The organism is Microbispora catharanthi, from assembly GCF_006334915.2.
Classification (GTDB): domain Bacteria; phylum Actinomycetota; class Actinomycetes; order Streptosporangiales; family Streptosporangiaceae; genus Microbispora; species Microbispora catharanthi.
Window position 1 is genome coordinate 145,316 of the sequence record NZ_VDMA02000012.1, and the last position, 24,341, is coordinate 169,656.

Here is a 24,341-nt window from a genome sequence, read left to right on the forward strand (position 1 = left end):
CCCGGCCGGATGCGTACCTCAGTTCACCTCGACGCTTTCCAGTACGCCGAGGGCGTCGGGGACCAGGACGGCCGCCGAGTAGTAGGTGGTCAGCAGGTAGGAGATGATCGCCTTTTCGTCGATGCCCATGAAGCGCACCGACAGACCGGGCTCGTACTCGTCCGTCAGCCCCGTGCGGCGCAGGCCGACCACGCCCTGTTTCTCTGCCCCGGTGCGCATCACCAGGATCGAGCTGAGCCCGCCCTCGGTGATCGGGATCTTGTCGCAGGGCAGTATCGGCACCCCCCGCCACGCCATGACCGTCGCCCCGTTGACCTCGGTGACGTCCGGATACACGCGGCGCCGCGTGCACTGCCGGCCGAAGGCGGCGATGGCCCGGGGATGGGCGAGGAAGTAGTGCGAGCTGCGCCGGCGGGCGAGCAGCTCGTCGAGGTCGTCGGGGGTGGGCGGGCCGGAACGGGTGTGAAGGCGCTGCTTGAGGTCGGCGTTGTACAACAGCCCGAAGTCGCGGTTGTTGACCAGCTCGTGCTCCTGACGCTCCCGCAACGCCTCGATCGTCAGCCGCAACTGCTGCTCGGTCTGGTTCATCGGCTCGTTGTACAGATCCGCCACCCGCGAGTGCACCCGCAAAATCGTCTGCGCCACACTCAGCTCGTACTCACGCGGCCCCAGCTCGTAGTCCACGAACGTCCCCGGCAGCGTCGCCTCACCCACATGCCCCGCCGCCAGAGCGATCTCCGCCTCGCCATACCGGTTCACCGGCCGCGCCGCGGGAGGACGGCCGAGATGCTCGCGCAGGCCACCGGCGAGCGCGGTCAGGTTGTCCAGCGCCGACCGGTCGAGGACGAGAACGATGCAGGAGGTGAGGGCCTTGGCGGGCGAGGCCCCCGGGCCGGTGAGGTCCCCCAGGTGGTCTCCGTCGGCCAGGACCTGGAGCAGGGCCTCGCCGCCGTACGCGCCGGCGCCGACGCGTGCGATCTTGCCGTGGGCGACGAGCACCACCTGGCCCGGCGGCACCGGCTCGCCCGGACGCAGGTCGTGCTGGACGAACCGGTCCGCCAGCGCCCCGAGGGTGTCCAGGTCGCCGTAGTCGTGCAGGGACGGCAGTTCGCACAGCTCGGCCGGGATGACGCGCACCCGCGCCCCGGTGGAGACGAAGCTCACCCGCCCGTCCCCCACCGTGCAGGTGAGCCGGCGGTTGAGCCGGTAGACGCCGCCCTGGACCTCCGTCCACGGAAGCACCCGCAGCAGGTGCCGGGGAGTGATCTCCCGCATCTGCGGCGGCGTCTTGGTGGTCGTCGCCAGGTTCCGCGCGGCGGCCGTGCTCAGGGTCAGGCGCGCCGCGGTCATGGCGCCCCCACCGGCAGCGAGTGAGCCGGCACCGCGAGATCGGACGCCGCCAGATCAGACGGTGCGAGATCAGACGGCGCCAGATCAGACCGCCCGAGAGCGGGCGCCGTCACGGACGACGCCGTGAGCGCCTGCGACCCGCGAGCCGGCGGCGCCAGGGAGAGGATGCGTGCGGTGGCCGTCCCGAGCCCCGTCGGCCCCTGGGACCACCGGGCCGCCGGGCCCCTGCGCAACTCCTCCTCGAAGTAGCGCCGGGACCGCTGGTGCCAGCGCAGGATCGCGGCCATCCAGTTGCGCAGGTCGGACACGTATCCTTCGACCGACTCCCGTACGGCCTCCTCCGCCTCGACGCGGTCGAGCAGGGCGGGCAGGTCGACGGTGGTGATGTGCTCGAACTGCCTCATCCGGCTGGTCATGAGCGCGTCCACCACGGTCACCGCCTCGTCGGGCGCGCAGTCGAAGAAGGTGCCCAGCACCACGACGGCGTTGTGCAGCTCACCCTCGAACTGGATCTCCTTCTGGTAGGAGAACAGGTCGTTCAGCAGACACGCGTAGTCCTGCGCGGCATCGGTCATGCCGAGGAACTCGCGAGTCCGATGGATCTCGGTGGGGATGACCCGGCCCGGCGCCAGCCTGGCCAGGCTCATCGTCATCTGCGAGCCGAACGTCCTGCGCCGCATCTCGATGTAGTCGACCGGATCGGGCACGCGGTGCTGGGCCTGGTTGGCCAGCTCCCACACCCAGCTGTCGATCATCTCCTCCACGGTGGCGCGGAAGGCCCGGCGGGAGCCCTCCGGCAGCGGCCCGGCGGTGCGCGGCCACAGGTCGGCCAGCCCGCGTTCCAGCCCTGTCATCGGGGTCAGGCGCGGGACGAGGTCCAGTGGCATGAACTCCTTGAGCCGCCGGTTGCCGAGCTTCGCGCCGACCAGGTCGCGCGCCGCCCCATAGACCCGGGGATAGTAGTCGTCGCCGTACGTCCCCCAGGCCAGCCAGTTGGTGGCCAGGATCAGTTCGCCGGCCGGGGCGTCCGGGTTGATGCCGGACGCGCACAGGGCGAGGTCGAAGCCGACGAGTTGCGGTTCGTTCCACACGGCGGTCGCCGGGATGCCGGGGACGCCGTCGAAGAAGCCCATGGCGGCACACCATTCGACGTCCGCCGCTCGCGCCGCGTCCAGGTGCGGGTTGTCGCGCACCTCGAACGGCATGTACGGCTGCGGCAGCCGCACCGCGGCCTCGGAGAAGGGCCGGTGGGTGTGGTTGCGCAGGCCGCCCGCGCCCGTGAGGTGGGCGCGGGCCACGTTCATCCCGAAGAACCCGGTTTCTCCCGCAGTCTTGGTGTAGCGACTGGAGGCGGTATGCCAGGCGTGTCCGCCCGCCTGCCAGTCCTGCAATCCCTTGACGTAGCTCAGGACCAGCGCCTGCTCGGGCGGCAGGACTCCCTCGTCCGCGAACAGTGCCGGAAGCTCGGTCAGCGCGGTGTGCTCGAACTGGTGCAGCCGGGAGGTGAGCAGGTCGTTGGTGATCTCCACGGCCCGCTCGGTGTCGCAGCCGAAGAAACGCTCACAGACCAGCACGCAGTTGGACAGCTCGCCCTCCTGCAGCACCTCCCGTTCGTAGGAGAACAGGTCGTTGCGCAGGTGCACGGAGTCGGCGAACGACTCGGTCAGCACCCGGATCGGCCGGGAATCCGCGAGCCGGGCGGGCAGTTCCGCGCCGGCCGCGTGCTCCACCAGCGCGGCCGACCACGGGGCGCCGCCGACCTTCCTGCGTTCCTCGATGTACTCGATCGGGTTGGAGACGGCCTCGCGCTCGATGTGGAACAGCTCCCACATCGACTCCTGCAGGAGGTCGCGCGTGACCCGGACGAACCGGCGCCGCCACGCCTCCGACATGGCGGGCACGGTCCGGGGCCAGAGGTCGGCCAGGCCCCGCTCCACGGGGTTCGTCGGCTCGGGCGGGTCGTCCGTCATGAACGCGTCGAGCCGGTCCAGGTAGTCCTGGGCGCCGTCCAGGTCCCTGCTGCGTTTGAAGGTCTCCAGGAAGTGGTCGTCGAAGTAGAAGACCCACACGTACCAGTCCGTGACCAGGTCCAGTTCGGTGGCGGAGCAGTCGGGATGGGTGTAGGCGCACATCAGGCCGTAGTCCATCGCGTCGAGCGACTCCTCGGTCCAGATGTCCGGGTCGTCGAGCATGCCCATGTCCGCCGCCCACCCCCGTGTGTGCGCCCGGGCGGTCTCCACGTGCGGGTTCAGCCGGGGCGGATAGGGGAGGTAGAAGTCCGGCAGCCGGTAGGAGGGCATCACAGGACCTCGACGCTCTCCAGGATGCCGAGGGCGTCGGGGACCAGTACCGCCGCCGAGTAGTAGGTGGTCACCAGGTAGGAGATGATCGCCTTCTCGTCGATGCTCATGAAGCGCACCGACAGACCGGGCTCGTACTCGTCCACCAGTCCGGTGCGGCGCAGGCCGACGACGCCCTGGTCCTTCTCCCCCAGGCGCATGACCATGATCGAGCTGATGCCCTTGTCGTTCACCGGGATCTTGTTGCACGGCAGCATCGGCACCCCGCGCCAGGCCGGGGCCTTCTGGCCGTTGAACTCCACGGTCTGGGGGTAGATGCCCCGGGCGTTGCACTGACGGGCGAAGGCCGCGATCGCCTTGGGGTGGGCGAACATGACGTTCGGGTTCTTCCAGACCGTGGCGAGCAGCTCGTCGAGGTCGTCGGGGGTGGGCGGGCCGGAACGGGTGTGAAGGCGCTGCTTGAGGTCGGCGTTGTACAACAGCCCGAAGTCGCGGTTGTTGACCAGCTCGTGCTCCTGACGCTCCCGCAACGCCTCGATCGTCAGCCGCAACTGCTGCTCGGTCTGGTTCATCGGCTCGTTGTACAGATCCGCCACCCGCGAGTGCACCCGCAAAATCGTCTGCGCCACACTCAGCTCGTACTCACGCGGCCCCAGCTCGTAGTCCACGAACGTCCCCGGCAGCGTCGCCTCACCCACATGCCCCGCCGCCAAAGCGATCTCCGCCTCGCCATACCGGTTCACCGGCCGGTCCGGGTCCTCCCGATAGGCCTGCACGTGCTCACGCAGGCTGTCCGACAGCGTGAGCAGCCGTTCGAACTCCTCCCTGCCGAGGGTGAGCACGGTGCACGACGTCACCGCCTTGACCGTCCACTCCCACCGCGCGTCCGCGTTCACCAGCATCTGCTCGCCGACGTACTCGCCGTCGGCCAGCACCCCGAGCCGCGTCTCGTTGCCGTACGCCCCCTCGCCGAGCCTGTCGACCTTGCCGTGGGCCAGGAGCACGACCTCGTCCATCGGGGTGCCGGCCTGCGCGATGACCTGGCCGGCCTCGTACTCCCGCTGGGTGAACAGGTCGGCCATGGCGGCGAGCACCTCGGCGTCGCCGAAGCCGCGCAGGGCGGGCAGCTCGCACAGCTCGGCGGAGATGACCCGCACGTCCGCCCCGGTCGAGACGAACGTCACCCGCCCGTCGGCCATCTGGTAGGTCAGCCGCCGGTTGACCCGGTAGGCGCCGCCCACCGCCTCGATCCAGGGCAGCACGCGCAGCAGATGACGGGAGGTGATCTCCTGCATCTGCGGCGGGGTCTTGGTCGTCGTGGCCAGGTTGCGCGCGGCCCTGGTGCTGAGGCTCAACCGGTTGTCGGTCGGCATGGTGTTTTCGGTCACGGCACATCACCCCATCTGTGATCGGCACGGCGGCCGGTTGTTCGGTGACTGGACACGCTCGTCGCCGAGCGGCGGAGGGGGAGAGAAAAGATCAGAGTCGTACCGGCCCGGACAGGGCCACACCGCGTGCACCGAATGCGCCGGGTGCCCGTACGGCCGCACGTGGATGCGGCCGGAGTGTTCCGGCGGCGGGAGCAAGGAGAGCGGGAGTCAGGAGAGAGGCGGGCGTACCGACCGCGCGCCTCACCGGACGCGGCGGGTGAGCCGCTCGGTGAGCACCGCGAGAGCCCGCGCCGCCTCCGGGGCGATCGCGCAGTCGCTCAGCGCGCCGAGCGCCTGCCCCGCCCGCAGGGCGATGAGGTCCTCGACCTCGCCGAGGGCGCCGGTGTCCACGATGATCTGCCTGAGCTCGGCCGCCCGCCGTTCGTCCAGGTCGGGGGCGCCGTGCCAGGTCCGCAGCCGGTCCCGTTCCGGTCCTCGCGCCCGCGCGTACGCGTACGCCATGAGCACGGTCCGCTTTCCCTCACGCAGGTCGTCGAGGACCGGCTTGCCGGTGACGGCGGGGTCGCCGAAGACGCCGAGGACGTCGTCGCGCAGCTGGAACGCCTCCCCGAGCGGCAGGCCGAACCGGGAGTACGCCTCCAGCAGGGCGGGCGGGGCCCCGGCGAGCGCCGCGCCGATCTGCAGCGGGCGCTCCACGGTGTATCGGGCCGTCTTGTAGCGGATCACCGTCAGGGCCTGTTCGACGTCCGCGTCCGCGCGGGCGTGCGCCAGGATGTCGAGATACTGCCCGGTGACGACCTCCGTGCGCATCCGGTTGAACAGCGCGCGCGCCGCCCGCCCCCGCGCGTCGCCGGCGGCGGCGTCCGCGAGCAGCTCGTCCGCCCACGCTTGCGCGAGCACTCCGAGCAGGATCGCGGCGGACTGGCCGAAGGTCTCCGCGCCCGTCCACCGTGGGGCCCCGGCGAGCCCCCTGTGGATGGTCGGGCGCCCGCGGCGCAGCTCGCTGCCGTCCATGACGTCGTCGTGGATCAGCAGACCGGCGTGGTAGAGCTCCAGCGCCGCGCCGGTGACGACGGCCCGGTCCTCGTGCGGCTCCTCGCCGCCCGCGCCCCGCCAGCCCCAGTAGCACAGCAGCGGCCGGATGCGCTTGCCGCCCTCGACGACGAACTCGCGGAGCAGCCGGTAGCCCTCGGCGACGTCCGGATCGCCGACGGGGGGACGCCGGGCGTCGAGGAAGCCGGCCAGCAGCTCGTCGACCCGTCCCCGGACGGCGCTCGTGACGGCGGCGACGCCGCCGGTGTCACCGACGCCGGTGATCCCCTTGATGGACGTGTCCACGGTGTCCGCGGTCATGCTCGGCCTCCTCGCTCGGCGAGCCGGTATCCCTTGCGGAAAGTTACTTAATGAACACGCAAAGTAGAACCGGCCGTTCCGATAGTCGGAACTTCTCGCCCCGCCGCACTCGGACCGCCCAGCTCAGTCGGCAACTGTGCTGCTCAGTCGGCTCTGCCGAACCGTGCTACTTAGTCGGCTCTGCCGAACTGTGCGATCGCGGTCGCGAGCAGGGCGAGCCCGAGGACCGCGAGGACGGCCACCTCGACGGGGATGGGCACGTGCCATCCGCCCCACGTCAGCCCCGGCGCGAGCCGTTCCCGTACGGCGGGCGCCAGGTTCAGATGTGCGAAGACCAGCCGCCTGATGGGATCCACGGCGTACGAGAGCGGGTCGATCCGGTTGAGCGCGGTCAGCCACGCGGGCAGGTTCGAGGCGGGGAACATCGCGCCCGACATGAAGTACAACGGCATGATCAGCAGCTGGTTGAGCGCCATGAACGACTGCATCTGCCTGACCCGCACGGACATCGCGACCCCGAAGGCCGTGATGGTGAAGGCCAGCAGCACCTGGATGCCGAACACGCCGAGCATCAGGCCCGGCGCGTACGGCACGCCCACGGGACCCGCGATGCAGATGACGACGAGGCCCTGGAAGGCCGCGACGGTGGCCCCGCCCAGGCATTTTCCGAGGACGATGGCCCCGCGGGACACCGGCGCGACCAGCATCTCGCGCAGGAAGCCGAACTCCCGGTCCCAGACGATCGAGGCGGCCGAGGACATGGCGGTGAACAGGACGGCCATGGCGAGGATGCCCGGGTAGAGGAAGGTCCGCAGACCGAGCCCGCCGGTGCCGCCCGAGGTGAGCTGCGACAGGCCGGTGCCGAGGACGAACAGGAACAGGAACGGCTGCACGAGAGAGGTGAGGATGCGCAGCGGGCCGTTGAAGAACCTGATGATCTCCCGCTGCCAGACCACCTTGACGGCGCGCAGCTCGCTCATCGCGCTGCGCCCGGGCACCCGGACCGCCGTGACGGGCACGGTCATCGCCAGCCTCCTCGCGCCGCGGCGAGCGCGGCCGGGCCGCGTGCGCCGCCGGTCGCCTCCGCGTCGCGGATCGACCGGCCGGTGTAGGACATGAACACATCGTCGAGGCTGGGCCGGGCCACGCTGACGGACCGGATCGGCAGCCCCGACCGGGAGAACAGCTCCGGCACGAACCGCTCCCCCTCGTCCACGTGGAAGACGACCACGTCCCCGGACGCGACGGCCCGGATGCCGAACCGTTCGTCCAGCGCGGCGACGGCCGCCGCGCCGTCGTCGGTCTGGATCTGGACGCGGTCCTCGCCGACACCGGCCTTCAGCGCGGCGGGGGTGTCGAGCGCGATGATCCGGCCGCCGTCCATGATGGCGATGCGGTCGCAGTGCTCGGCCTCGTCCATGTAGTGGGTGGTCAGGAAGACCGTGATGTCCTCGGCATCCTTGAGCTCCCGGATGTAGGACCAGATGGAGCTCCTGGTCTGCGGGTCCAGGCCCACCGTGGGCTCGTCGAGGAACAGCACCCGCGGCGAGTGCAGCAGGCCGCGGGCGATCTCCAGTCTTCGTCTCATGCCGCCCGAGAACGTCGCGACCCTGGCTTCGCGCCTGTCCCACAGCCCCACCATCTCGAGCACTCCGCGTAGCCGTGGACCGACGTCCGCGCGGGGCACGCCGTACAGCTCGGCGTGGAAACGCAGGTTGCGCTCGGCCGTCAGATAGCCGTCCAGCGTCGGGTCCTGGAACACCAGCCCGATCGAGCGCCGCACCCTGTCGCGTTCGCGCACCACGTCGTGTCCGGCCACGCGCGCCTCGCCGGCCGTGGGCGTGGTCAGGGTGCAGAGCATGCTGATCGTCGTGGACTTCCCGGCGCCGTTCGGGCCGAGGAAGCCGAAGATCTCCCCTCTTCGCACGGTCAGGTCGATGCCGCGTACGGCCTCGACGTCGCCGTAGTGCTTGGCCAGACCGGTGGTTTCCACCGCCGGATGCGTCATCCCGCCTCCCCCATTCATTACACTTGGTGTAACAGTACACCAGGTGTAACCAAGGAGGCCGATACGCTGTGCCCATGAGTGCGGGCGGACTGCGGGAGCTGAAGAAGAACCGGACCCGGCAGCTCATCGCCGACACCGCGAACGCGCTCTTCCGGGCCCGGGGGTTCGACGAGGTCACCGTGGACGAGATCGCGGCGGCCGCGCAGGTGTCGAAGAAGACGGTGTTCAACCACTTCCCGACCAAGGAGGACCTGGTCTTCTACCGGGCCGAGGACCGGGAGGCCATGTCGCTGGCGGCGGTCACCGAGCGCCCGGCCGGGCTCTCCATCCTCGACTCCTTCCGGGCGCTGTGCCTGGCGCAGACCAGGTTCGTCCCGGGCATGCGGCGCGACCTCGTCCATCCGCGCAGCTTCTTCGACCTCGTCAGCGGCAACCCCTCGTTGCAGCGGAAGATGCACGAGGTCAACGAGCGGATCACCCGGGTGCTCGCCGACGCGCTCGCGGCCGAGGCGGGCGCCGAGCCCGGCGATCCGCTGCCCCGCATCGTCGCCTCGACGCTGGTCGGCGCACAGCGGGCGCTCTACCGGCGGCTGCGGCAGCGGGTGCGGGAGGGCGGGCCCGACGAGGAGATCGAGCGCGCCCACCGCGCGGACGTCGAGCGGGTCTTCGACCTGCTGGGCAGGGGTCTGGGCGGCTATCCGCCGGCCTGACTCTATTCGGCCACCGCGACCCTGGCCTCCTGGCCGTCCACGGCCTCGGCGCGCTCGCGCCGCCAGGGGCCGTGGAACAGGAAGACGGCGGGCGCGAACAGCGCCAGGCACACCAGGGAGACCACCAGCCAGGTCTGCCAGCTCGTGGCCTCGACCACGTGCGGGATGACCAGCAGGCCGACCACGGCGATCGCCTTGGTGAGGAAGCCGAACAGCCCCCATGCCGTGCCCTGCAGCCGGGGGTCGACGTCCTCGGCGTCCTCGGAGTAGTTCGCCATCCACGGCCCGTACGCGATGCCGAGCGAGCCGCCGAGCAGCGCGCCGACGATCATGAGCATGCCGCTGGAGACGTCCTGGCCGCCGAGAAGCGAGGCCAGGTAGGCGGTGACGAGCACGGCCGCCACGGTGCCGCCCAGCGTGAACGGCTTGCGCAGCTGGGTGCGGTCCGAGAGGCGCCCGGCGACGATCAGGGTGATCAGGTTGAGGCTCCAGAAGCACGCCATGATCGTGGACGCCTCGGCGGCCGTGATGCCGAGCGCGCCGACCAGCATGGTCTGGCCGAACAGCGTGAGCGTGATGTAGAGAACCAGCCACAGCGAGATGCCCACCACGTGGGCCCAGATGTTGCGCCGGACGAACAGCGAGGTGGCCCTGGCCGGCCTGGTCAGGTCGACGACGTCGCTGGCCTGGCGCTCGGTGTGCTGGATCTGCGCGCGCAGCTCGGGCGACAGGTCGGCGATGTTGAAGGCGATGACGATCGAGATGACCAGCGAGAAGCAGCCCATGATGACGAACTGCGATCGCCAGGAGTCATCGAAGATCGGCAGCGTCCAGCCCGCGACGGCGGCGGCGAGGAAGTTGGCCCCCACCGGACCCCAGGTCCAGAAGCCGAACGCCTGAGCCCGGCCCAGGCGCGGTGAGAAGTCGCGGACCAGCGGCGCCGTGCTCGCCATCGCCACCCCGTCGACGAAGGCGAGCACGATCCTCGCGATCAGCAGGTCCCTCGAGCTGTGGACGAGCGTCATGGCGAAGCAGCACACGGCGGTCAGCAGCATCAGCGGGACCAGCAGGCGCACCCTGCCGATCCGGTCGGTGAGCCTGCCGCCGAGCGCCGACGCGATCGCCCCCGCGACCGCCGCCGCCCCGGACACCGCGCCGTACGTCGCGAGGGACATGTCGAGGTCCTTGAGGAGCAGCGGGACCACAGGGGCGATCTGCGCCTCATAGGAGCCGATGAGGACGGCCAGCACGGCCATCGTGAGGATCTTCATGCGACGGGCACCGGTGGGGTACTCGTCGAGCTCGCGTACGTAGGACAGGCCCATTGACATGCCTTTCTCGTCAGCCCCCGTCCCAGCGATGAGTTCTAGAAGCCAGCTCTAGAATTCATTTCCACGAATGCTCCGCCTCCTCACGGCTGGAGTCAAGGGTTGTGAGCATGGTGTTTCCTGGGAATCGGATGACTAGAATGAGATTCTAGGATTTCGATCGAAGGAGGACGGGTGGGCATCGCCGAGGAACTGGCCGGGCTGGACGCGGCCTTCGACCACACCGCCGTCGCCGCGCCGCGCGTCAGGGACCTGCTGCCGATCTACCGGGACCTGCTGGGAGGCGAATACCTCGGCGGGGGCGACAACGTGGTCAACGGCTACCGGACGCTCCAGCTCAGGTACGCCAACGGGAGCAAGATCGAGCTGATGGAGCCGCTGGCCGGATCCTCGTTCTTCGACAGCTTCTTCGACCTCACCCGCGGCAGAGGCGGGGTCCACCACCTCAACTTCCACGTCACCGACATCGAGGCCGCCGTGGCGGCGCTGCGCGGGCGCGGCTACCGGCTGTTCGGCCTCAACCTCGCCGAACCCCGCTGGCGCGAGGTCTTCCTCCACCCGAAGGAGGCGCACGGCGTCCTGGTCCAGCTCGCCCAGCCGGGGCCGCGCGACCACGAGCCGGCGCCGTCTCTCGATGACCTGCTGGCCGGTCGCGGCCGGCGCGGCAACGGCGTCCCGAGTCCCTGACAACGGACCCTCGCCAACTCTAGATCGGAGTTCTAGAATCTGACTCTAAGACTTCCTCCGCCTTCGTAGGAGAACGATGACCGCATCGCACAAGCCCGTCCCGAAGCCGACACCGGAGACCCAGCCGTTCTGGGACGGCACGGCGGAGGGACGGCTGCGCATCCAGCGCTGCGACGCCTGCTCGCGGCACTACTTCTATCCACGGCCCGCCTGCCCGCACTGCGGCTCCGACGACGTCACGTGGGTGACGGCCGGCGGCAGGGCCACCCTCTACTCGTACGTGATCAGCCATCGCCCGGCGCCCGGGTTCGAGCAGGACGGGCCGTACGCGATCGCGGTCGTGGAGCTGGAGGAGGGCGTGCGGATGATGACGAACATCGTCGGCGTCGAGATCACGCCGGAGAACCTGCCCCTGGACATGGAGCTGCGCGTGGTGTTCGAACAGCGCGGCGACGTGCACGTGCCCCTCTTCGAGCCCGCCGGGGGTCCCGCCCGATGAACATCGTCATCGCGGGCGCGGCCGAGACCGACGAGCTCGGCAAGCTGCCCCACATGTCCACCGCGCAGCTCCACCTCCAGGCCGCGCGCAACGCTCTCGCCGACGCCGGGATGACCAAGGACGACATCGACGGCGTCGCCACCGTCGGCATGCCCGGCCCGATCCAGATCGCCCACGCGCTCGGGATCGCTCCGGCCTGGCTCGACGGCACCGGGGTGGGCGGCTCGTCCTTCCTCTTCCACGTACGGCACGCCGCCGCGGCCATCCGGGCCGGGCTGTGCACGACCGTGCTCATCACGCACGGCGAGTCCGGGCGGTCGCGGGTCGGCGCGCCCCGGCCGGCCCTCGGCCCCGACTCGCTGATCGGCCAGTTCGAACTGCCGTACGGCGTGCTCGGCCCGCCCACCATGTTCACGCTGACGGCGCTGCGCTACATGAAGGAGACCGGGCTCACGCACGAGCAGCTCGCGGAGGTCGCGGTCGCGCAGCGCCGGTGGGCGCACCGCAACCCCCGGGCCATGTTCCAGGACCTGATCACCGTCGAGGACGTGCTCGCCTCCCGGATGGTCGCCTACCCCTTCCACCTGCTCGAGTGCTGCCTCGTCACCGACGGCGGCGGGGCGCTGATCGTGACGACCGAGGAGCGCGCCCGCAGGTCGCCGGTCCATCTGCTCGGCTCCGGCGAGTCCGCCGAGTCGCCGATCATCTCCCAGATGGAGGACTTCACCACCTCCGCCGCCTTCCGCCGCTCCGGCGAGGCCGCCTTCGCCGAGGCGGGCATCTCCCACGACGACGTGGACCACCTCATGATCTACGACGCCTTCGCGCACGTGCCCATCTACGGGCTGGAGGACCTCGGCTTCGTCAAGCGCGGCGAGGCCGGGCCGTTCATCGCCGAGGGCCACACCTCCCCCGGCGGCCGCCTGCCGCTCAACACCAACGGCGGCGGCCTCTCCTACACCCACACCGGCATGTACGGGATGTTCGCCATCCAGGAGTCCGTACGGCAACTGCGCGGCGAGGCCGCCGCGCAGGTGCCCGGCGTCGAGGTCGGCGTGGTCCTCGGCAACGGCGGGATGTTCGCCTCCGCCGCCACGCTCGTCCTGTCCAACCACCGCCCCTGACCCGCCGGCCCGCCCCTCCGGCCCGGTCCGCCGGAGGGGGTAGCGGATACGGGACGTGGGGCCGGCCGGGTCCCGCCGTCCGGTTGTGCGATCGCCGTCAGGAGAGCACCGCAGGTCGGCGATATGGACTGAAGTGGCGAGGGTCGAGGGTTGCGCACACACGCGATGTCCCTCTGCTCGACCGGCGAGGGGCTGACCGGTGGTCAGCCCCGGGTCACCCGGCCCATACCAGCTCATAAATGGTGATCAGCTCGACATCGTCGTCGACATGAAAGTGAATCAGTCCGAGATCCCCGAAGGTGGCCTGCCGGTAGTCCCTACGCCCCGGATACAGGACCTGGGCATCCCAAGGTTCCTCGATGAGATCCGCAGTCCGCTCGACCAACGCCGTCAGTGCCGCGTCGGGGAGATTCTTCATGTTGACAAGCACCGACGGAGCAAGGACTACGCGATAGCTCATTGACGCCGTGTCCGAGCCAAGCGCTCCTCCCAGTCGGGAACGGCCTCCTCCAGGGGGACGAACTCGCCGGCTCCTTGGGCAGCCTCACGCGCACGTTGATCATAAGTCGGGTCGGCGAACGCGATCGAGTTCAACCACCACAGGTTGAGGAGTTCCGGAAGCCTGTGGTACTCGCCGGGTTCGCGCGCCGCCTCCCACGCCTCGTGGTACTGAGCGAGGAAGACCGGACGCCACTTCTCCGGTAGCGCCTGAAGAATGGCCTTCGGGTCATACCGAGGATCGTGGACGGGCTGTGCGCTCATGAATCCACCGTACCTGGCGGGCGCTGTCGCACCATGAGATCGGCCATGATCGGCCGTCAACGATCCCAGGAGAGGACCGGGTGTTCGCGGTCGGCGGCAACCCCTCGTACGACGAGGACAGCCAGGCGCGGATCTGGACGAGGTCCTGAATCGAGTCCACAACGCTGGCACCGAGGCCGGCGCCGTTCCGGTCAGATCGCCGACGTGTAGGTGACGAAGGTGCGCTGCTTCGTGAACGCGGTGCCGTTGAAACAGATCATCTTGTTGACGTACGCGTTCACGGAACTGACCGACCAGAGGCCGCCGAGCTGGCAGTATTCGGGGCCGGGACCAAAAGCCGTCACCTGGACGTCGTCGGGGAGCACTCCCACGCCGGGGAATGTCACGGAACGGAACGGAAGGGCATCCTGCACCGTGTTCGGCACGATGATGGGGTTGTAGCTCCAGGCGGACGACGGCGGGTAAGGCCCGGGCGTGGTCGGGGACTCGTCCATCGTGTACGCGAAGTACTTCGGCGGCTTCGCTCCCCCGGTGATCGCTCGCTGCCGGGTGTAGCTCAGGGTCCAGCCGGTCTTGAGAGGCTTGCTGGTGGCGTCGAAGCAGCGCACCTCGACCACCTGCCCGGCCGCGCTCGGAGTCCAGTTGCCGACCTTGCACCGCGCGGGCTGCGCCGGGTCGACCGCCGTCACCTGGAGATTCCCGGTCGGTGTCGTGGGGAGCCCGGGCAGGGTGACCGTCCAGACCCCCACGGGTCCCGCCGCGACGCTGTTCACTCCCGCGGTCGAGTTGTACGAGGAGACCACCGACGCGCCGTCGTAGTAGAGGTGGGCGACGGCCTCCGGCGGGGAGAGAGTGCCGCTGCTCTGCTCGTAGACGATGGTGAACGGCACGATCACCGGGGCGCCGCCGTACTTGTAACACCGCACCTGAACCAACAGCCCCGGACTGCCGGGACCCCACTTGGCCACCTGGCACCACTCCGGGTTGGGCGAGACGGCCGTGACGTGCACCACTCCGTCCATGAGCGTGATCGTGGGGAACGTGACATCGACCCGGGGCGGAATCAGGACGCTCGTGATGGCGCCCGCAGGCGAGAGGCCCTGATGGGCGGCCGGTGGAGGCCCCGCGAGCGCGTCGACGTAGGCGAACCCCCACATGTTCGGGACGGCCGCCCGAGCGCCCGTGGCCGCCGGGACGAGCCCCGCCGTCACCATGAGCGCGATGAAAAGCCGAAGGATGAACTTCCGGGTCCGGTGCATTTCCTCACCCATCCGCCGTCAATGTGGAAGCGCGCCGCTCGTCAGTACTCGATGGGCTCGAAGGTCACGGTGCAGGGGACGCCGTTCAGCGTGAAGCCGGCGGGGTGCTCGTCGGCCCCGTTGGCGTTGAAACCGACCGTGAAACTCGCGCCGGGATCGATACTCTTCTGCCATGTCGGATTGGCGGCCTGGACGCTCGGCGGGGTCGCGGAGAACGTCGCGTTCCAGCCGGTGGCGAGGGTCTGGCTGCCGGGGAATACGAACTGCAGGATCCAGGGGCTGAAGGCCCGGGTCCCGGTGTTGGCGATCGTCACGTTGGCGTAGAAACCGGTCGACCATCCCAGGCTGGCGTAGGTCACGGCGCAGGCGTAACCTACCGGAGCGTCGGCGGGCGCCGCCGCCTGAGCGGGAGTCGCGAACAGCGCGGCCAGGAGAATCCCGGCCATACCGATCCCCGATGAAGCCTGCGGAAAACGCATGGATCCTCCTCCGGAGCGGCGCTCGATGAAACCGATTTCAACGTGATCGTGAGCCACCCGGCATGCGCTGTCAAACAATTCCCGGAGCATATTTCGCGATTACTCGGCCCTGTCACGCCTACGTTCGCCACTTCATGCGAGCCGAGCTGCCGGTTTCACCCTCGGCCACATACCGATTACTTTATCGAGGTCGACGGATCGGCCCTGATCGGCGTCGCGAATTGCGCTTTTCAGACGCGCCAGATTATGCCCGAAATATGTCCGTCCGTCCGCGCGCGGCGGCGGGCGCCGCTGGACGGACGTGCCCGCACCCCCGTGGCCGGGCCGGTGTGCGCTCAGGGGTGTGCGCAGGACGTCTGGACCGTGTCGGAAGCCTGACCGTCGATGACGATCTGACCACGCGCCACGACGCATCCCACACGGGTGCTGAGCATGCCGGCCCAGTGCCGGTCGCGGACGAACTCCTCGTCGATCCGGCTCGCGCTGCCGTCGGCCGGCCTGAAGGTCTCCAGACGGACGCGGATGTCGTCGGAATGGTGGTTGATGAGGGCGGCGTTGGGGTCAAGACGCGCCCATGCCTTCCCGCACCCGGCGGAGTAGCGCACCTCGAGGTTGCCCAGCCGCTGCGGTCCGGACCAGATCTCCTGAGAGGTCAGCGTCACCGCCTCGATGCAGCCGGCCCGTGCCGGATCCGCCCCGTCGACCTTGCTCTGCCCCTGCTCGAAGGTGTAGGGCAGCACTTTCCTGGCCGGGGACCAGGCCATCGCGGGCGCCGCGCGCGGCCACAGGACCAGGGCGAGCACGCCTGCGCCGGTCAGGACGAGGACGACGCCGGCGGCGATCCACATCCCGCGCACCCGGCTCCCCTGCTTCCGGCTCCCCTGCTTCCGGCTCCTGGGCACCCGGCCGCGACCGACCGGCACGTCTCCCGCACCGTCTTCCGCACCGTCTCCGGCACCGTCTTCGATATCGGCTTCTGTGGTGGCGGAGGGCGGTTCCGCCGCCTCCGGCCCGGGCGCGAGGGCGTCCTGCCGACCGGCGACGTCCAGCCAGCGCTGCCGCCACTCCTCGACGTCGCCGCCGCACGCGGCCACGTAGGCCAGTGTCAGCTCCAGGGTCGGCAGCGCCTGCCCGCCGGCGGCGCGGGCGAGAGCCGCGGCCGAGTAGTGCGCCTGCTCGGCGAGCTTGCGATACGACGGATTGCCCGCCTTCTCGCGTAATCGGCGCAACTCGTAGGCGAAGGCCTCAACCGGGCCGGCGTCCGGGTCCAGGGGGTTTTGCGGGCGGCCCACAGCGGCTCTCCTGGCGTGTCTCAGGGGTTGTCTCTGCGTTGTCTCGCGACATCCAAACCGTAGGCGACAACGTAATGGATCTCCACAATCGCTGACGCACCCCTTCGACAACACCTGTTAGGGAGACATGAGAGACATGCCGCGCCCGATCGCGCTCGCCCTTCCCGTCCTCCTGCTCGCCGTCTGCGCCGCCCCGGCCGCGGCCGCCCCGGCCGACGACGTCAGCGGGGGGAAATACTCCATCCCCGTGCCGCCCACGGTGGACGTGATCGACTTCAACGATCCCGCCAAGGGCTGCCCCGGCGACGCCGCCAACCAGTACAAGATCGTGGGCGCCAACCCCACCCTGACCGCTTGGACCTACGCCAACGGCACCCATCGATGCATCGAGGTCAGCTACCGGCCGAAGGTTCGCAAGCGCTGCGAGTTCTGGTTCATGACACCCGGGAGCGAGTTCAGACAGTACGCCACCGGAAGGATCACGTTCCACTTCGAGTACACCGACCCCGACTCCCATCCGCGGGATGAGCGGGTCACCGTCGACGAGCGCTTCGAGAGCGCCGTCAAGCTCGGTGAACACAGCGGCGTGGAGCGCATCTGGTTCGGCGACGACACCGGCCAGCGCTACCCCACCAAGATCGCGTGGGATGTGAAGGGCACCGCCGGGGGACTCACGCAGGTGTGCACGGCATGACCAGCGAGGTTCCCACGACGGCGGAGAGCCGTCTGGTGGTCCCCGGGACCGTCCACGCCGGCGCCTTCCTCGGCTACCTGCTGGCCGGCGGCCTGCTCGTGCAGACGGCCACGCTGGAGCGGATGATCGAAACCGGGCTGCTGGACGCCGACGACTGGGACGGCGTGCAGCCCATCGTGCTGACACTGGCCGTGCCGATGCTGGCCGCGGCGGTGGCCCTGCACTGGGGGCTGCGCCCCGCCCGGCTGGTGCTGGCCATCACAGGCTGGCTGCTGGCGGGCTTCCTGGCCGTGCTGACGCTCGGCCTCCTGGGCCGCCCGTCGGTGCCCGCGACGGTGCCGCTGTCCATCGTCGCGAACGCCGTGGCGGCCGTCGTCATGGCCAGGCTGCCGTACGGACAGCAGGCGGACGACTACCTGAAGGGCCGCGGCCGGACCCGGGCCGACGTCCGTGCCGCCCGCCTTGACGGCCTGGCCGCGCCCGGCGGCGTCCGCCTCGTGGCCGGCTTCGTCGGCCTGGCCGCGCTGGTGGGGGTCGTCGCCACGGTGGATCTCGTGGTCAACGCGAACGGTTCCCCGCTGCCGCCGCTCGCCATCGCGTGCATGGCCGTGGCACTGGTCAGGGGACTGCTGCGCGGCCGGCTCTGGGCGCGTGCCTACAGCGTCATCGTGTTCGCGTCCGCCCTGGCCGGCGGCCTGATCACGCTGATCGGACTCTGGCGGGCCTCGATCCCGGAGGAAGGCTTCCTCGCCTCCGCCCCGCCGGACGTCGGCCCGGCCGTAATGGTCACCCTGCTGCTGATGGCCGTCGCCGCCGTGCTGCTGTACGCGCTGGCGTGGCAGGAGAGCAGCGCCGCCTTCTTCGACGAGGGCTGGTGACTTCCTCGCGGCCCTCAAAGGACCGGGATTCCCGCCCTCACGGGCTGGGCTTCCTGCTTCACCGCCGACCGCCGAAGGGAGGACCCTTGCGGACTCACGTCAGCTCCACAGGCGGACACCGCTCGACCAGCGGCCAGGATGTTCTTGGCGGCGTTGACGTCCCGGTCGTGCCGGGTGCCGCAGTCCGGGTAGGCGACGCGCTTGTGAAGCGCGCCGGAAGACCGGCGCGCTTCACGGGTGCGCACAGGCGGCCGGAGTCAGCGGCCGGCTCGGTCGCGCCAGGTGATGAGGGCGTCGAGCGCCTCCACATGGGAGCCGCGGACGAGCAGCGGGTTGATCTCCAGCGACTCCAGGTCGTCGCCGAGGCTCTCGGCGAAGGCGGCGACGCGGGCCACGACCTCGGCGACGGCGTCGAGGTCGGCGGGCTCGGTGCCGCGTGCGCCCCGCAGCAGCGCGGTGCCGCGCAGCTCGTCCAGCGCCCGCCGCACCTCGGCCGCGTCCACCGGCAGGACGCGCAGCGCCGTGTCGCGCAGCGCCTCCACCCAGATCCCGCCCAGGCCGACGGCCAGGGTGAGCCCCCACGCCGGGTCCCGCACGATGCCGGCCAGCAGCTCCACGCCGCCGCCGCGCTGCGGCTGGACGAGCGCGCCCACCCGGCCGGCGCCGGGCACCGCCGCGGCGGCGGCCACGACCTCGCGGTAGGCCCGCTCGACGTCCCGCGCGTCGGACAGGCCCAGCCGGACCCCGCCGATGTCGCTCTTGTGCCCCAGCCCTTCGGCGGCGGCCTTGAGGACGACCGGGTAGCCGAACCCGACCGCCGCCGCCACCGCCGACTCCTCGTCGTACACCAGCTCGCCGGGCACGACCGGGATCCCGGCGGACGACAGCAGGGCGGCGGCGCGGTGCTCGGCCCACACGCCGGTTCCCGCCTCGACCGCCGGGGTGCTGACCGCCGCCTCGGCCGGGACGGCTCCGTTCGCCGCCTCGACGGCCGCGCGGTGCGCCCGGGACCACCGGACCGCGGCGCCGATGGCGTGCATGCCGTGCTCGATGCCGCCCGCGACGTACGGGAACCCGGCCTCCCGCTGGACGTCGCGGCCGAACTCGGTGACGTCGGTCAGCACGTTGCTCACGACGACGACCGGCATCGGGGCGTCGGCCATGCGCTTGGCGCTCGCCGAGAACATGGCGTACACGGGCGCGGGGTCGGGCGGGGCGACGCGCGGGAGGTCCGACAGGAGCATGACCGCGTCCACGCCGGGGTCGGCGGTGACGGCCTCCAGCGCGCGGCCGAGCAGCGTACGGTCGATCAGCACATAGCCGGTGACGTCGAGCGGGTTCTGCACGGTCCCGAAGGCGGGCACGATCTCCCGCAGCCGGGCGACGGTCTCCGGGGCGAACGCCGGCAGCTCCAGCCCCTCGTCCTCGGCACGATCGGCGATGATCTCCGACGCGCCGCCCGACGGCGTGACGACGCCGATCCGCGGGCCCGGCAACGGCCCCACCTCGGCCAGCAGCCCCGCGGTGATGATGAGGTCCTCGAGCGACCGCACCCGCACGACCCCGAGCTGCCGGAACGCCGCGTCGATCACGTTGTCGTCACCGACGAGCGCACCGGTGTGGGCCTGGGCGGTGCGCGAGGCGAGCCGGCTGCGCCCGATCTTGAGCGCGACGATCGGCTTGCCCGCGAGCAGCGCCCGGCGCGCCGCCCGGGAGAACGCGGCCGGGTCGCGGACCGACTCGAGGAACAGCGCGATGGCCTTGGTCGCCGGGTCGTCCACCAGGTAGTCGATCACGCCGGTGACGGTGACGAGCGACTCGTTGCCCATCGAGGTGAGCAGGCTGATCCCGACGTTGCGGGCCTGCGCGAAGCCGAGCACCGAGCTGGCCAGCGCGCCGCTCTGCAGCACCACGCCGACCGACCCGCGCAGCAGCGGGGACGGGATCGGCAGGCCGTACGGCGTGACGTCCGCGGCGGCGTTGATGAAACCGTTGCCGTTGGGGCCGAGCACGGTGAGGTCGTTCTCGCGGGCGAAGTCGACGATCTCCGCCTCCAGGGCGGCGCCCTCCGGGCCGGTCTCGCCGAAGCCCGCGGTGAGGATCACGTAGTGACGGACGCCGAGCTTGGCCCCCTCGCGCAGCACGGGCAGCACGGCGGTCGTCGGCACCATCACGTACGCGAGGTCGACCTGGCCGGGGATGTCGGACAGGCTGCGGTGGGCCTGCTCGCCGTGCACCACGCCGCCGCGCGGGTTGACCAGGTGCACGGGTCCGCGGAAGCCGTGCGTACGGAGGTTGGTCAGCGTGCTGATCGACCAGCCGGACTTGTCCGTCGCCCCGACCAGGGCGATCGACCGGGGGTTGAACAGCTCTCCTACCGGCATCCTCACTCCCCGATCGTGCCGAGGCGGGCGTGGCCCCTGAGCAGGTTGCGCGCGATCGTCCGGCGCTGGATCTCGTCGGTGCCCTCGAAGATCCGCAACAGGCGCAGCTCGCGATACCACCGCTCGATGGGCAGTTCCTTGGTGTAGCCCATGCCCCCGTGGATCTGCAGCACGCGGTCGACGACCTGGTTGGCCATGACCGCGCCGTTCAGCTTGGCGATCGAGGAGGCGTGCCGGGCGTCCATGCCCTGCTGCACGCGCCAGGCGGCGTGGAGGGTGAGCCACTTGGCCGCCTCGATCTCCACCTGCGAGTCGGCGATCATCCACTGGATCGCCTGGTATTCGGCGATCGGCTTGCCCATCGACATGCGGATCTTGGCGTAGTCGATCGCCATCTGGAGCATGCGCTCGGCCGAGCCGACCGCCCGCGCGGGGATCATGTAGCGGCCCTGGCCGATCCACTGCATCGCCAGGTCGAAGCCCCTGCCGAGCTCGCCGAGGATGTTCTCCTCCGGCACCCTGACGTCCTCGAACACCAGCGAGGCCGGACCCCACTGCCCCATCGTCGGGATCGGCTCGGACTTCCAGCCCATGTCGCGGTCGGCCAGGAAGCAGGTGACGCCGCCGTTCGCACCCTTGTCGGCGTCGGTCACCGCGAACACCATCACGAAGTCGGCCTCGTTGCCGCCGGTGATGAAGGTCTTCTCGCCGTTGATGACCCAGTCTCCGCCGTCCTTGACGGCACGCGTACGGATGTTGCGGGCGTCCGAGCCCGCGCCCGGCTCGGTGATGGCGAAGCAGGAACGGCGCTCCCCCTCGATGGTGGGGATCAGGTAGCGCCGTTTCTGTTCCTCGGTGCCGGCGTAGAGGATGTTGTCGGCCGACCCGCCGAAGCTGAACGGGACGAACGTCCGCCCCATCTCCATGGCGATGATCGCGGACATGACCGGGCCCAGGGCGGCCCCGCCGTACTCCTCAGGGGTGTTGATGCCCCAGAAGCCCATCTTCTTCGCCTTGAGCCGCAGGTCGCTGAGGACCTCGGGATCGAGCCCCGGGCCGCCGGCGCGCTCGCCGCGCAGCACCTCGGGTTCGAGCGGCATGATTTCCCGCTCCACGAACGCGCGGATGGTGTCACGGATCTGCAGTTCCTCTGGGCTCAGGGAGAAGTCCATCGACGCGACTCTTTTCTAGAATTGCTCTCTAGGAATCGGCTCCAGCCTGGTTCCCCGCCGGAGGGGTGTCAAGAGGTCTGGAATCACTTTCTAGAATTCGACCGGCTACGATGGCGTCGTCCCTGTCGACAAGGAGCCCAGATGGCACGCAAGCCCGGCGGCAGGAGCGGCTCGTGGGAGTGGAGCCGCACCGCCCAGACGCGTAAGAGCATGCTTCAGGCCGCCCGCGAGGTCTTCTCCGAGCACGGCTTCGCCGACGCCAACGTCGCGGACGTCGTCGTGCGCGCGGGCTCCAGCGTGGGCAGCCTCTACCACCACTTCGGCGGCAAGACCGAGCTGTTCCTCGCGCTGTGGGAGGAGCACCAGGCCGCCCACGAGGAGGCCGCCGCGTCCAGCGTCGCCGCGGCGAAGCAGGCGGGGGTGAAGGACCCCGTCGAGCTGTTCATCGCCGGGGCCAGGGCGTTCCTCGAAGGGTCCTGGCAGCGGCGCGACCTGGCGCGGCTGTTCATGGACGGCGACGGCCCGCCGGGGTTCGAGCTGATGCGGCGCACCCGCGGCCGGGAGTGGGTCCGGCAGAACGCCGTCCTGCTCGGCGCGGCGAACACGCCGACCGACCGCCTCACGGTCTCGGTCCTCACCAGCGTGATCGGCGAGGCCGGACGCGAGGTCGCGACGAGCGAGACCGAGGAGGAGGCCGAGGAGGTCGTCGAGGCGGCGATCGCGCTCATCCGCCGCTTCGGCGACCCCCTGGCCACCCACGACACCACAGGTGCAGTGGACGACGCCGGGGCCGCACCGAGCTGATTTCGACGTGCTGACCCCGGCGACGCCCCGCGCGCCGCTCCTCCACCTCAGGCGGGGCGGAAGGCGGCCCTGCCTCGGTCGATCACGACGGTGCCGTCCTCCTTCGCCGTACGGAACAGGGCGGTCGCACCGTCGTCGGACGCCCTGGTGGACACCCAGACGGACACGGTCAGCGGCTCTCCCGGGAAGACCGGTTTGCTGAACCGTCCCGACATTGCCGCGAAGCGGGCCGGGTCGGACCCCGCCACCGCGTGCAGCAGCGCCCGCCCGGTGATCCCGTACGTGCACAGCCCGTGCAGGATCGGCCGGGGGAAGCCGGCGCGAGCGGCGAAGGTGGGGTCGGAGTGCAGCGGGTTGCGGTCTCCGGACAGGCGGTACAGCAGCGCCTGGTCCGGGCGGGTCTCGTACGTCACCGTGTGGTCCGGTGGCCTGCCGGGCTCGGCCCACTCGTCGCGGGGGCCGCGCTCGCCGCCGAAGCCGCCCTCGCCCCGGATGAACACCGAGCTCCGGCTCGTGATCAGCAACTCGCCGCTTTCGGCGTCGGCCGCCCTGGCTTCCGTCGTCACCAGCGCCCCCGAGCCCTTGTCGTAGATGCCGGTCACCGTCGAGGTCGTCCGTACGCGACCGGCGGCCGGCAGCTCGCCGTGCAGTTCGAAGGCCTGCTCGGCGTGCACGAGCATGGCGGGGTCGAAGTCGCCGAGCCGCCGCCCGGTGGGCGCCTGGGCGGCCAGGACCGCGAAGGTCGGCAGCGCCCGCTGCCGGATCCCCGCCGAGTTCTCCGTGGTGAAGGCGAGCTCCTCGGTGCCCGCCCCGACGCCCAGCGCGTACAGCAGGGTGTCGGCGGACGTCCACGACCGCTCGTGCGGCGCGCTCTCCACCCCGATCAGACTGTGGTCGAGCGGCATGTCAGTCCTCCCCGTCCGGGATGCGCCCGCTGGTGAGGGCGTTCGGCGCGGCCTTGTCCACCAGGGCGGGGATCACCTCGCCCAGCTCGGCCGGATCCCACCGGGCGTCCTTGTCCACCCCCGGCCCGGCGTGCCAGCCCTCGGCGACGCTGATGTGCCCGCCGCGCACGTTGAAGACCCGGCCCGTGATCCCCCGCGACTGCGCGCTCGCCAGCCACACCACCAGCGGCGCGATGTTGTCCGGCGCCGCCGGGTCGAAACCGCCCTCGGCGGGCCGCCTCCCGCCCGGGATGAGGTTCTCGGTCATCCGGGTGAGCGCGGCGGGGGCGACCGCGTTGACCGTCACGCCGTAACGCGCCAGCTCCTTCGCCGCGATGATCGTCAGCGACGCGATTCCCGCCTTGGCCGCGCCGTAGTTGCCCTGGCCGGCGTTGCCGTAGATGCCGGACGACGACGTGGTGTTGATCACCCGGGCGTCCACCGGCTCCCCGGCCTTGGCCCTGGACCTCCAGTAGGCGGCGGCGTACCGGAGCGGGGCGAAGGTGCCGCGCAGGTGCACCCGGATGACCGCGTCCCACTCGTCGGCGGTCATGTTGACGAGCATCCGGTCGCGCAGGATGCCCGCGTTGTTGACCAGGACGTGCAGGTCGCCGAAGGTCTCCACGGCCCTCCTGATCATGCGTTGCGCGCCGTCGAAGTCGGAGACGTCCGCGCCGTCGACCACGGCCTCGCCGCCCATGGCCCTGATCTCCTCGACCACTTCGCCCGCGGCGCCGGTGGACGACCCGGTGCCGTCGACCTCGGCGCCCAGGTCGTTGACGACGACCTTGGCGCCCTGGCGCGCGAACTCCAGCGCGTGTCCCCGTCCGATGCCCCGCGCGGCGCCGGTGACGATCACGACACGGCCTTCCACGATTCCGCCCATGCCCAGCTCCCTTGACTCGACCTTGACCCGACCGCGT

At 70.6% G+C, this 24,341-nt stretch carries 23 protein-coding genes and 1 pseudogene; 7 read left to right on the forward strand and 17 right to left on the reverse strand.

The annotated features are described in order from the left end of the window. Window positions 1-18: 18 nt before the first annotated feature. From FH610_RS22870 to FH610_RS22895, 6 genes are all read right to left on the reverse strand, one after another. Window positions 19-1,350 (reverse strand): family 2B encapsulin nanocompartment shell protein, encoded by a 1,332-nt coding sequence (locus tag FH610_RS22870; RefSeq protein ID WP_139576672.1) that lies wholly within the window; start codon window positions 1,348-1,350, stop codon window positions 19-21. After that, window positions 1,347-3,650, reverse strand: a complete 2,304-nt coding sequence (locus tag FH610_RS22875; RefSeq protein WP_167538763.1) for a terpene synthase family protein — start codon at window positions 3,648-3,650, stop codon at window positions 1,347-1,349. The genes FH610_RS22870 and FH610_RS22875 overlap by 4 nt, the downstream gene beginning before the upstream one ends. Next, on the reverse strand, window positions 3,650-5,023 hold the full coding sequence (locus FH610_RS22880) for a family 2B encapsulin nanocompartment shell protein (protein WP_139576779.1): 1,374 nt from the start codon (window positions 5,021-5,023) through the stop codon (window positions 3,650-3,652). Before FH610_RS22880 ends, FH610_RS22875 begins: the two co-directional genes overlap by 1 nt. Before the next feature lie 258 nt (window positions 5,024-5,281). After that, window positions 5,282-6,394 carry a polyprenyl synthetase family protein gene (locus FH610_RS22885; protein WP_139576673.1) on the reverse strand — a complete coding sequence of 371 codons (1,113 nt, stop codon included), beginning with the start codon at window positions 6,392-6,394 and terminating at the stop codon, window positions 5,282-5,284. Between the two features lie 170 nt (window positions 6,395-6,564). Next, window positions 6,565-7,419: an ABC transporter permease gene (locus FH610_RS22890; protein WP_139576674.1), complete on the reverse strand. Its 855-nt coding sequence runs from the start codon at window positions 7,417-7,419 to the stop codon at window positions 6,565-6,567. After that, entirely contained in the window at window positions 7,416-8,402 is a 987-nt protein-coding gene (locus FH610_RS22895) for an ATP-binding cassette domain-containing protein (protein ID WP_139576675.1), read from the reverse strand. The genes FH610_RS22890 and FH610_RS22895 overlap by 4 nt, the downstream gene beginning before the upstream one ends. Window positions 8,403-8,476: 74 nt before the next feature. On the opposite strand from FH610_RS22895, the gene FH610_RS22900 reads away from it, so the two are divergent. Beyond that, on the forward strand, window positions 8,477-9,112 hold the full coding sequence (locus tag FH610_RS22900; RefSeq protein WP_139576676.1) for a TetR/AcrR family transcriptional regulator: 636 nt from the start codon (window positions 8,477-8,479) through the stop codon (window positions 9,110-9,112). 2 nt (window positions 9,113-9,114) lie between these two features. Here FH610_RS22900 and FH610_RS22905 read toward each other — a convergent pair whose 3' ends face one another. Beyond that, window positions 9,115-10,443, reverse strand: a complete 1,329-nt coding sequence (locus FH610_RS22905) for an MFS transporter (protein ID WP_139576677.1) — start codon at window positions 10,441-10,443, stop codon at window positions 9,115-9,117. A gap of 171 nt (window positions 10,444-10,614) precedes the next feature. On the opposite strand from FH610_RS22905, the gene FH610_RS22910 reads away from it, so the two are divergent. The 3 genes from FH610_RS22910 to FH610_RS22920 all read left to right on the forward strand — a co-directional run bounded on the left by FH610_RS22910 (window position 10,615) and on the right by FH610_RS22920 (window position 12,750). Next, the gene (locus tag FH610_RS22910; protein ID WP_161628057.1) at window positions 10,615-11,127 is read left to right on the forward strand and encodes a VOC family protein; all 513 of its coding nucleotides are present in this window, start codon (window positions 10,615-10,617) and stop codon (window positions 11,125-11,127) included. 76 nt (window positions 11,128-11,203) lie between these two features. Further along, the gene (locus FH610_RS22915) at window positions 11,204-11,626 is read left to right on the forward strand and encodes a Zn-ribbon domain-containing OB-fold protein (protein ID WP_139576679.1); all 423 of its coding nucleotides are present in this window, start codon (window positions 11,204-11,206) and stop codon (window positions 11,624-11,626) included. After that, window positions 11,623-12,750, forward strand: coding sequence for a thiolase C-terminal domain-containing protein (locus FH610_RS22920; protein ID WP_139576680.1), 1,128 nt, complete (start codon window positions 11,623-11,625; stop codon window positions 12,748-12,750). Before FH610_RS22915 ends, FH610_RS22920 begins: the two co-directional genes overlap by 4 nt. A gap of 214 nt (window positions 12,751-12,964) precedes the next feature. On the opposite strand, the gene FH610_RS22925 is transcribed toward FH610_RS22920, so the two are convergent. From FH610_RS22925 to FH610_RS22945, 5 genes are all read right to left on the reverse strand, one after another. After that, complete coding sequence (locus FH610_RS22925; protein WP_139576681.1) at window positions 12,965-13,210, reverse strand: hypothetical protein; 246 nt, start codon at window positions 13,208-13,210, stop codon at window positions 12,965-12,967. Beyond that, window positions 13,207-13,512, reverse strand: a complete 306-nt coding sequence (locus FH610_RS22930; protein ID WP_139576682.1) for a DUF6247 family protein — start codon at window positions 13,510-13,512, stop codon at window positions 13,207-13,209. Before FH610_RS22930 ends, FH610_RS22925 begins: the two co-directional genes overlap by 4 nt. A 191-nt stretch (window positions 13,513-13,703) precedes the next feature. Next, a complete protein-coding gene (locus FH610_RS22935; protein ID WP_139576683.1) occupies window positions 13,704-14,771 on the reverse strand; it encodes a hypothetical protein in 1,068 nt (355 codons plus the stop codon). Window positions 14,772-14,812: 41 nt separating this feature from the next. Continuing rightward, window positions 14,813-15,217 carry a cellulose binding domain-containing protein gene (locus tag FH610_RS22940; RefSeq protein WP_161628058.1) on the reverse strand — a complete coding sequence of 135 codons (405 nt, stop codon included), beginning with the start codon at window positions 15,215-15,217 and terminating at the stop codon, window positions 14,813-14,815. A 368-nt stretch (window positions 15,218-15,585) separates the two neighbouring features. Further along, window positions 15,586-16,542 carry a helix-turn-helix domain-containing protein gene (locus tag FH610_RS22945; protein WP_139576685.1) on the reverse strand — a complete coding sequence of 319 codons (957 nt, stop codon included), beginning with the start codon at window positions 16,540-16,542 and terminating at the stop codon, window positions 15,586-15,588. Between the two features lie 127 nt (window positions 16,543-16,669). On the opposite strand from FH610_RS22945, the gene FH610_RS22950 reads away from it, so the two are divergent. Together FH610_RS22950 and FH610_RS22955 are read left to right on the forward strand one after the other, a co-directional pair. Beyond that, complete coding sequence (locus FH610_RS22950; protein WP_139576686.1) at window positions 16,670-17,236, forward strand: hypothetical protein; 567 nt, start codon at window positions 16,670-16,672, stop codon at window positions 17,234-17,236. Further along, window positions 17,233-18,114 carry a hypothetical protein gene (locus tag FH610_RS22955; RefSeq protein WP_139576687.1) on the forward strand — a complete coding sequence of 294 codons (882 nt, stop codon included), beginning with the start codon at window positions 17,233-17,235 and terminating at the stop codon, window positions 18,112-18,114. The genes FH610_RS22950 and FH610_RS22955 overlap by 4 nt, the downstream gene beginning before the upstream one ends. A gap of 14 nt (window positions 18,115-18,128) precedes the next feature. Here the strand turns inward: FH610_RS22955 and FH610_RS44580 are convergent. From FH610_RS44580 to FH610_RS22970, 3 genes and pseudogenes are all read right to left on the reverse strand, one after another. Next, window positions 18,129-18,323, reverse strand: a pseudogene (locus FH610_RS44580) (hypothetical protein); the annotation flags it as partial. A 48-nt stretch (window positions 18,324-18,371) separates the two neighbouring features. Then, a complete protein-coding gene (locus FH610_RS22965) occupies window positions 18,372-20,498 on the reverse strand; it encodes an acetate--CoA ligase family protein (RefSeq protein ID WP_139576688.1) in 2,127 nt (708 codons plus the stop codon). Between the two features lie 2 nt (window positions 20,499-20,500). Further along, complete coding sequence (locus tag FH610_RS22970) at window positions 20,501-21,670, reverse strand: acyl-CoA dehydrogenase family protein (RefSeq protein ID WP_139576689.1); 1,170 nt, start codon at window positions 21,668-21,670, stop codon at window positions 20,501-20,503. A gap of 141 nt (window positions 21,671-21,811) precedes the next feature. Between FH610_RS22970 and FH610_RS22975 the strand changes: the two genes are divergently transcribed. Then, a complete protein-coding gene (locus FH610_RS22975; RefSeq protein WP_139576690.1) occupies window positions 21,812-22,474 on the forward strand; it encodes a TetR/AcrR family transcriptional regulator in 663 nt (220 codons plus the stop codon). Between the two features lie 47 nt (window positions 22,475-22,521). Here FH610_RS22975 and FH610_RS22980 read toward each other — a convergent pair whose 3' ends face one another. Then, complete coding sequence (locus tag FH610_RS22980; protein WP_139576691.1) at window positions 22,522-23,379, reverse strand: MaoC/PaaZ C-terminal domain-containing protein; 858 nt, start codon at window positions 23,377-23,379, stop codon at window positions 22,522-22,524. Window position 23,380: 1 nt separating this feature from the next. After that, window positions 23,381-24,304 (reverse strand): SDR family oxidoreductase, encoded by a 924-nt coding sequence (locus FH610_RS22985; RefSeq protein ID WP_139576692.1) that lies wholly within the window; start codon window positions 24,302-24,304, stop codon window positions 23,381-23,383. Window positions 24,305-24,341 lie beyond the last annotated feature (37 nt).

Coding starts and splice junctions, on each gene's coding strand:
- FH610_RS22895 (WP_139576675.1), bottom strand. CDS start 8,402: ATGACGCATCCGGCGGTGGAAACCACCGGTCTGGCCAAGCACTACGGC.
- FH610_RS22935 (WP_139576683.1), bottom strand. CDS start 14,771: ATGCACCGGACCCGGAAGTTCATCCTTCGGCTTTTCATCGCGCTCATG.
- FH610_RS22955 (WP_139576687.1), top strand. CDS start 17,233: ATGACCAGCGAGGTTCCCACGACGGCGGAGAGCCGTCTGGTGGTCCCC.
- FH610_RS22925 (WP_139576681.1), bottom strand. CDS start 13,210: ATGAGCTATCGCGTAGTCCTTGCTCCGTCGGTGCTTGTCAACATGAAG.
- FH610_RS22920 (WP_139576680.1), top strand. CDS start 11,623: ATGAACATCGTCATCGCGGGCGCGGCCGAGACCGACGAGCTCGGCAAG.
- FH610_RS22885 (WP_139576673.1), bottom strand. CDS start 6,394: ATGACCGCGGACACCGTGGACACGTCCATCAAGGGGATCACCGGCGTC.
- FH610_RS22965 (WP_139576688.1), bottom strand. CDS start 20,498: ATGCCGGTAGGAGAGCTGTTCAACCCCCGGTCGATCGCCCTGGTCGGG.
- FH610_RS22880 (WP_139576779.1), bottom strand. CDS start 5,023: ATGCCGACCGACAACCGGTTGAGCCTCAGCACCAGGGCCGCGCGCAAC.
- FH610_RS22875 (WP_167538763.1), bottom strand. CDS start 3,650: ATGCCCTCCTACCGGCTGCCGGACTTCTACCTCCCCTATCCGCCCCGG.
- FH610_RS22900 (WP_139576676.1), top strand. CDS start 8,477: ATGAGTGCGGGCGGACTGCGGGAGCTGAAGAAGAACCGGACCCGGCAG.
- FH610_RS22870 (WP_139576672.1), bottom strand. CDS start 1,350: ATGACCGCGGCGCGCCTGACCCTGAGCACGGCCGCCGCGCGGAACCTG.
- FH610_RS22890 (WP_139576674.1), bottom strand. CDS start 7,419: ATGACCGTGCCCGTCACGGCGGTCCGGGTGCCCGGGCGCAGCGCGATG.
- FH610_RS22985 (WP_139576692.1), bottom strand. CDS start 24,304: ATGGGCGGAATCGTGGAAGGCCGTGTCGTGATCGTCACCGGCGCCGCG.
- FH610_RS22905 (WP_139576677.1), bottom strand. CDS start 10,443: ATGTCAATGGGCCTGTCCTACGTACGCGAGCTCGACGAGTACCCCACC.
- FH610_RS22940 (WP_161628058.1), bottom strand. CDS start 15,217: ATGGCCGGGATTCTCCTGGCCGCGCTGTTCGCGACTCCCGCTCAGGCG.
- FH610_RS22980 (WP_139576691.1), bottom strand. CDS start 23,379: ATGCCGCTCGACCACAGTCTGATCGGGGTGGAGAGCGCGCCGCACGAG.
- FH610_RS22915 (WP_139576679.1), top strand. CDS start 11,204: ATGACCGCATCGCACAAGCCCGTCCCGAAGCCGACACCGGAGACCCAG.
- FH610_RS22930 (WP_139576682.1), bottom strand. CDS start 13,512: ATGAGCGCACAGCCCGTCCACGATCCTCGGTATGACCCGAAGGCCATT.
- FH610_RS22975 (WP_139576690.1), top strand. CDS start 21,812: ATGGCACGCAAGCCCGGCGGCAGGAGCGGCTCGTGGGAGTGGAGCCGC.
- FH610_RS22970 (WP_139576689.1), bottom strand. CDS start 21,670: ATGGACTTCTCCCTGAGCCCAGAGGAACTGCAGATCCGTGACACCATC.
- FH610_RS22950 (WP_139576686.1), top strand. CDS start 16,670: ATGAGAGACATGCCGCGCCCGATCGCGCTCGCCCTTCCCGTCCTCCTG.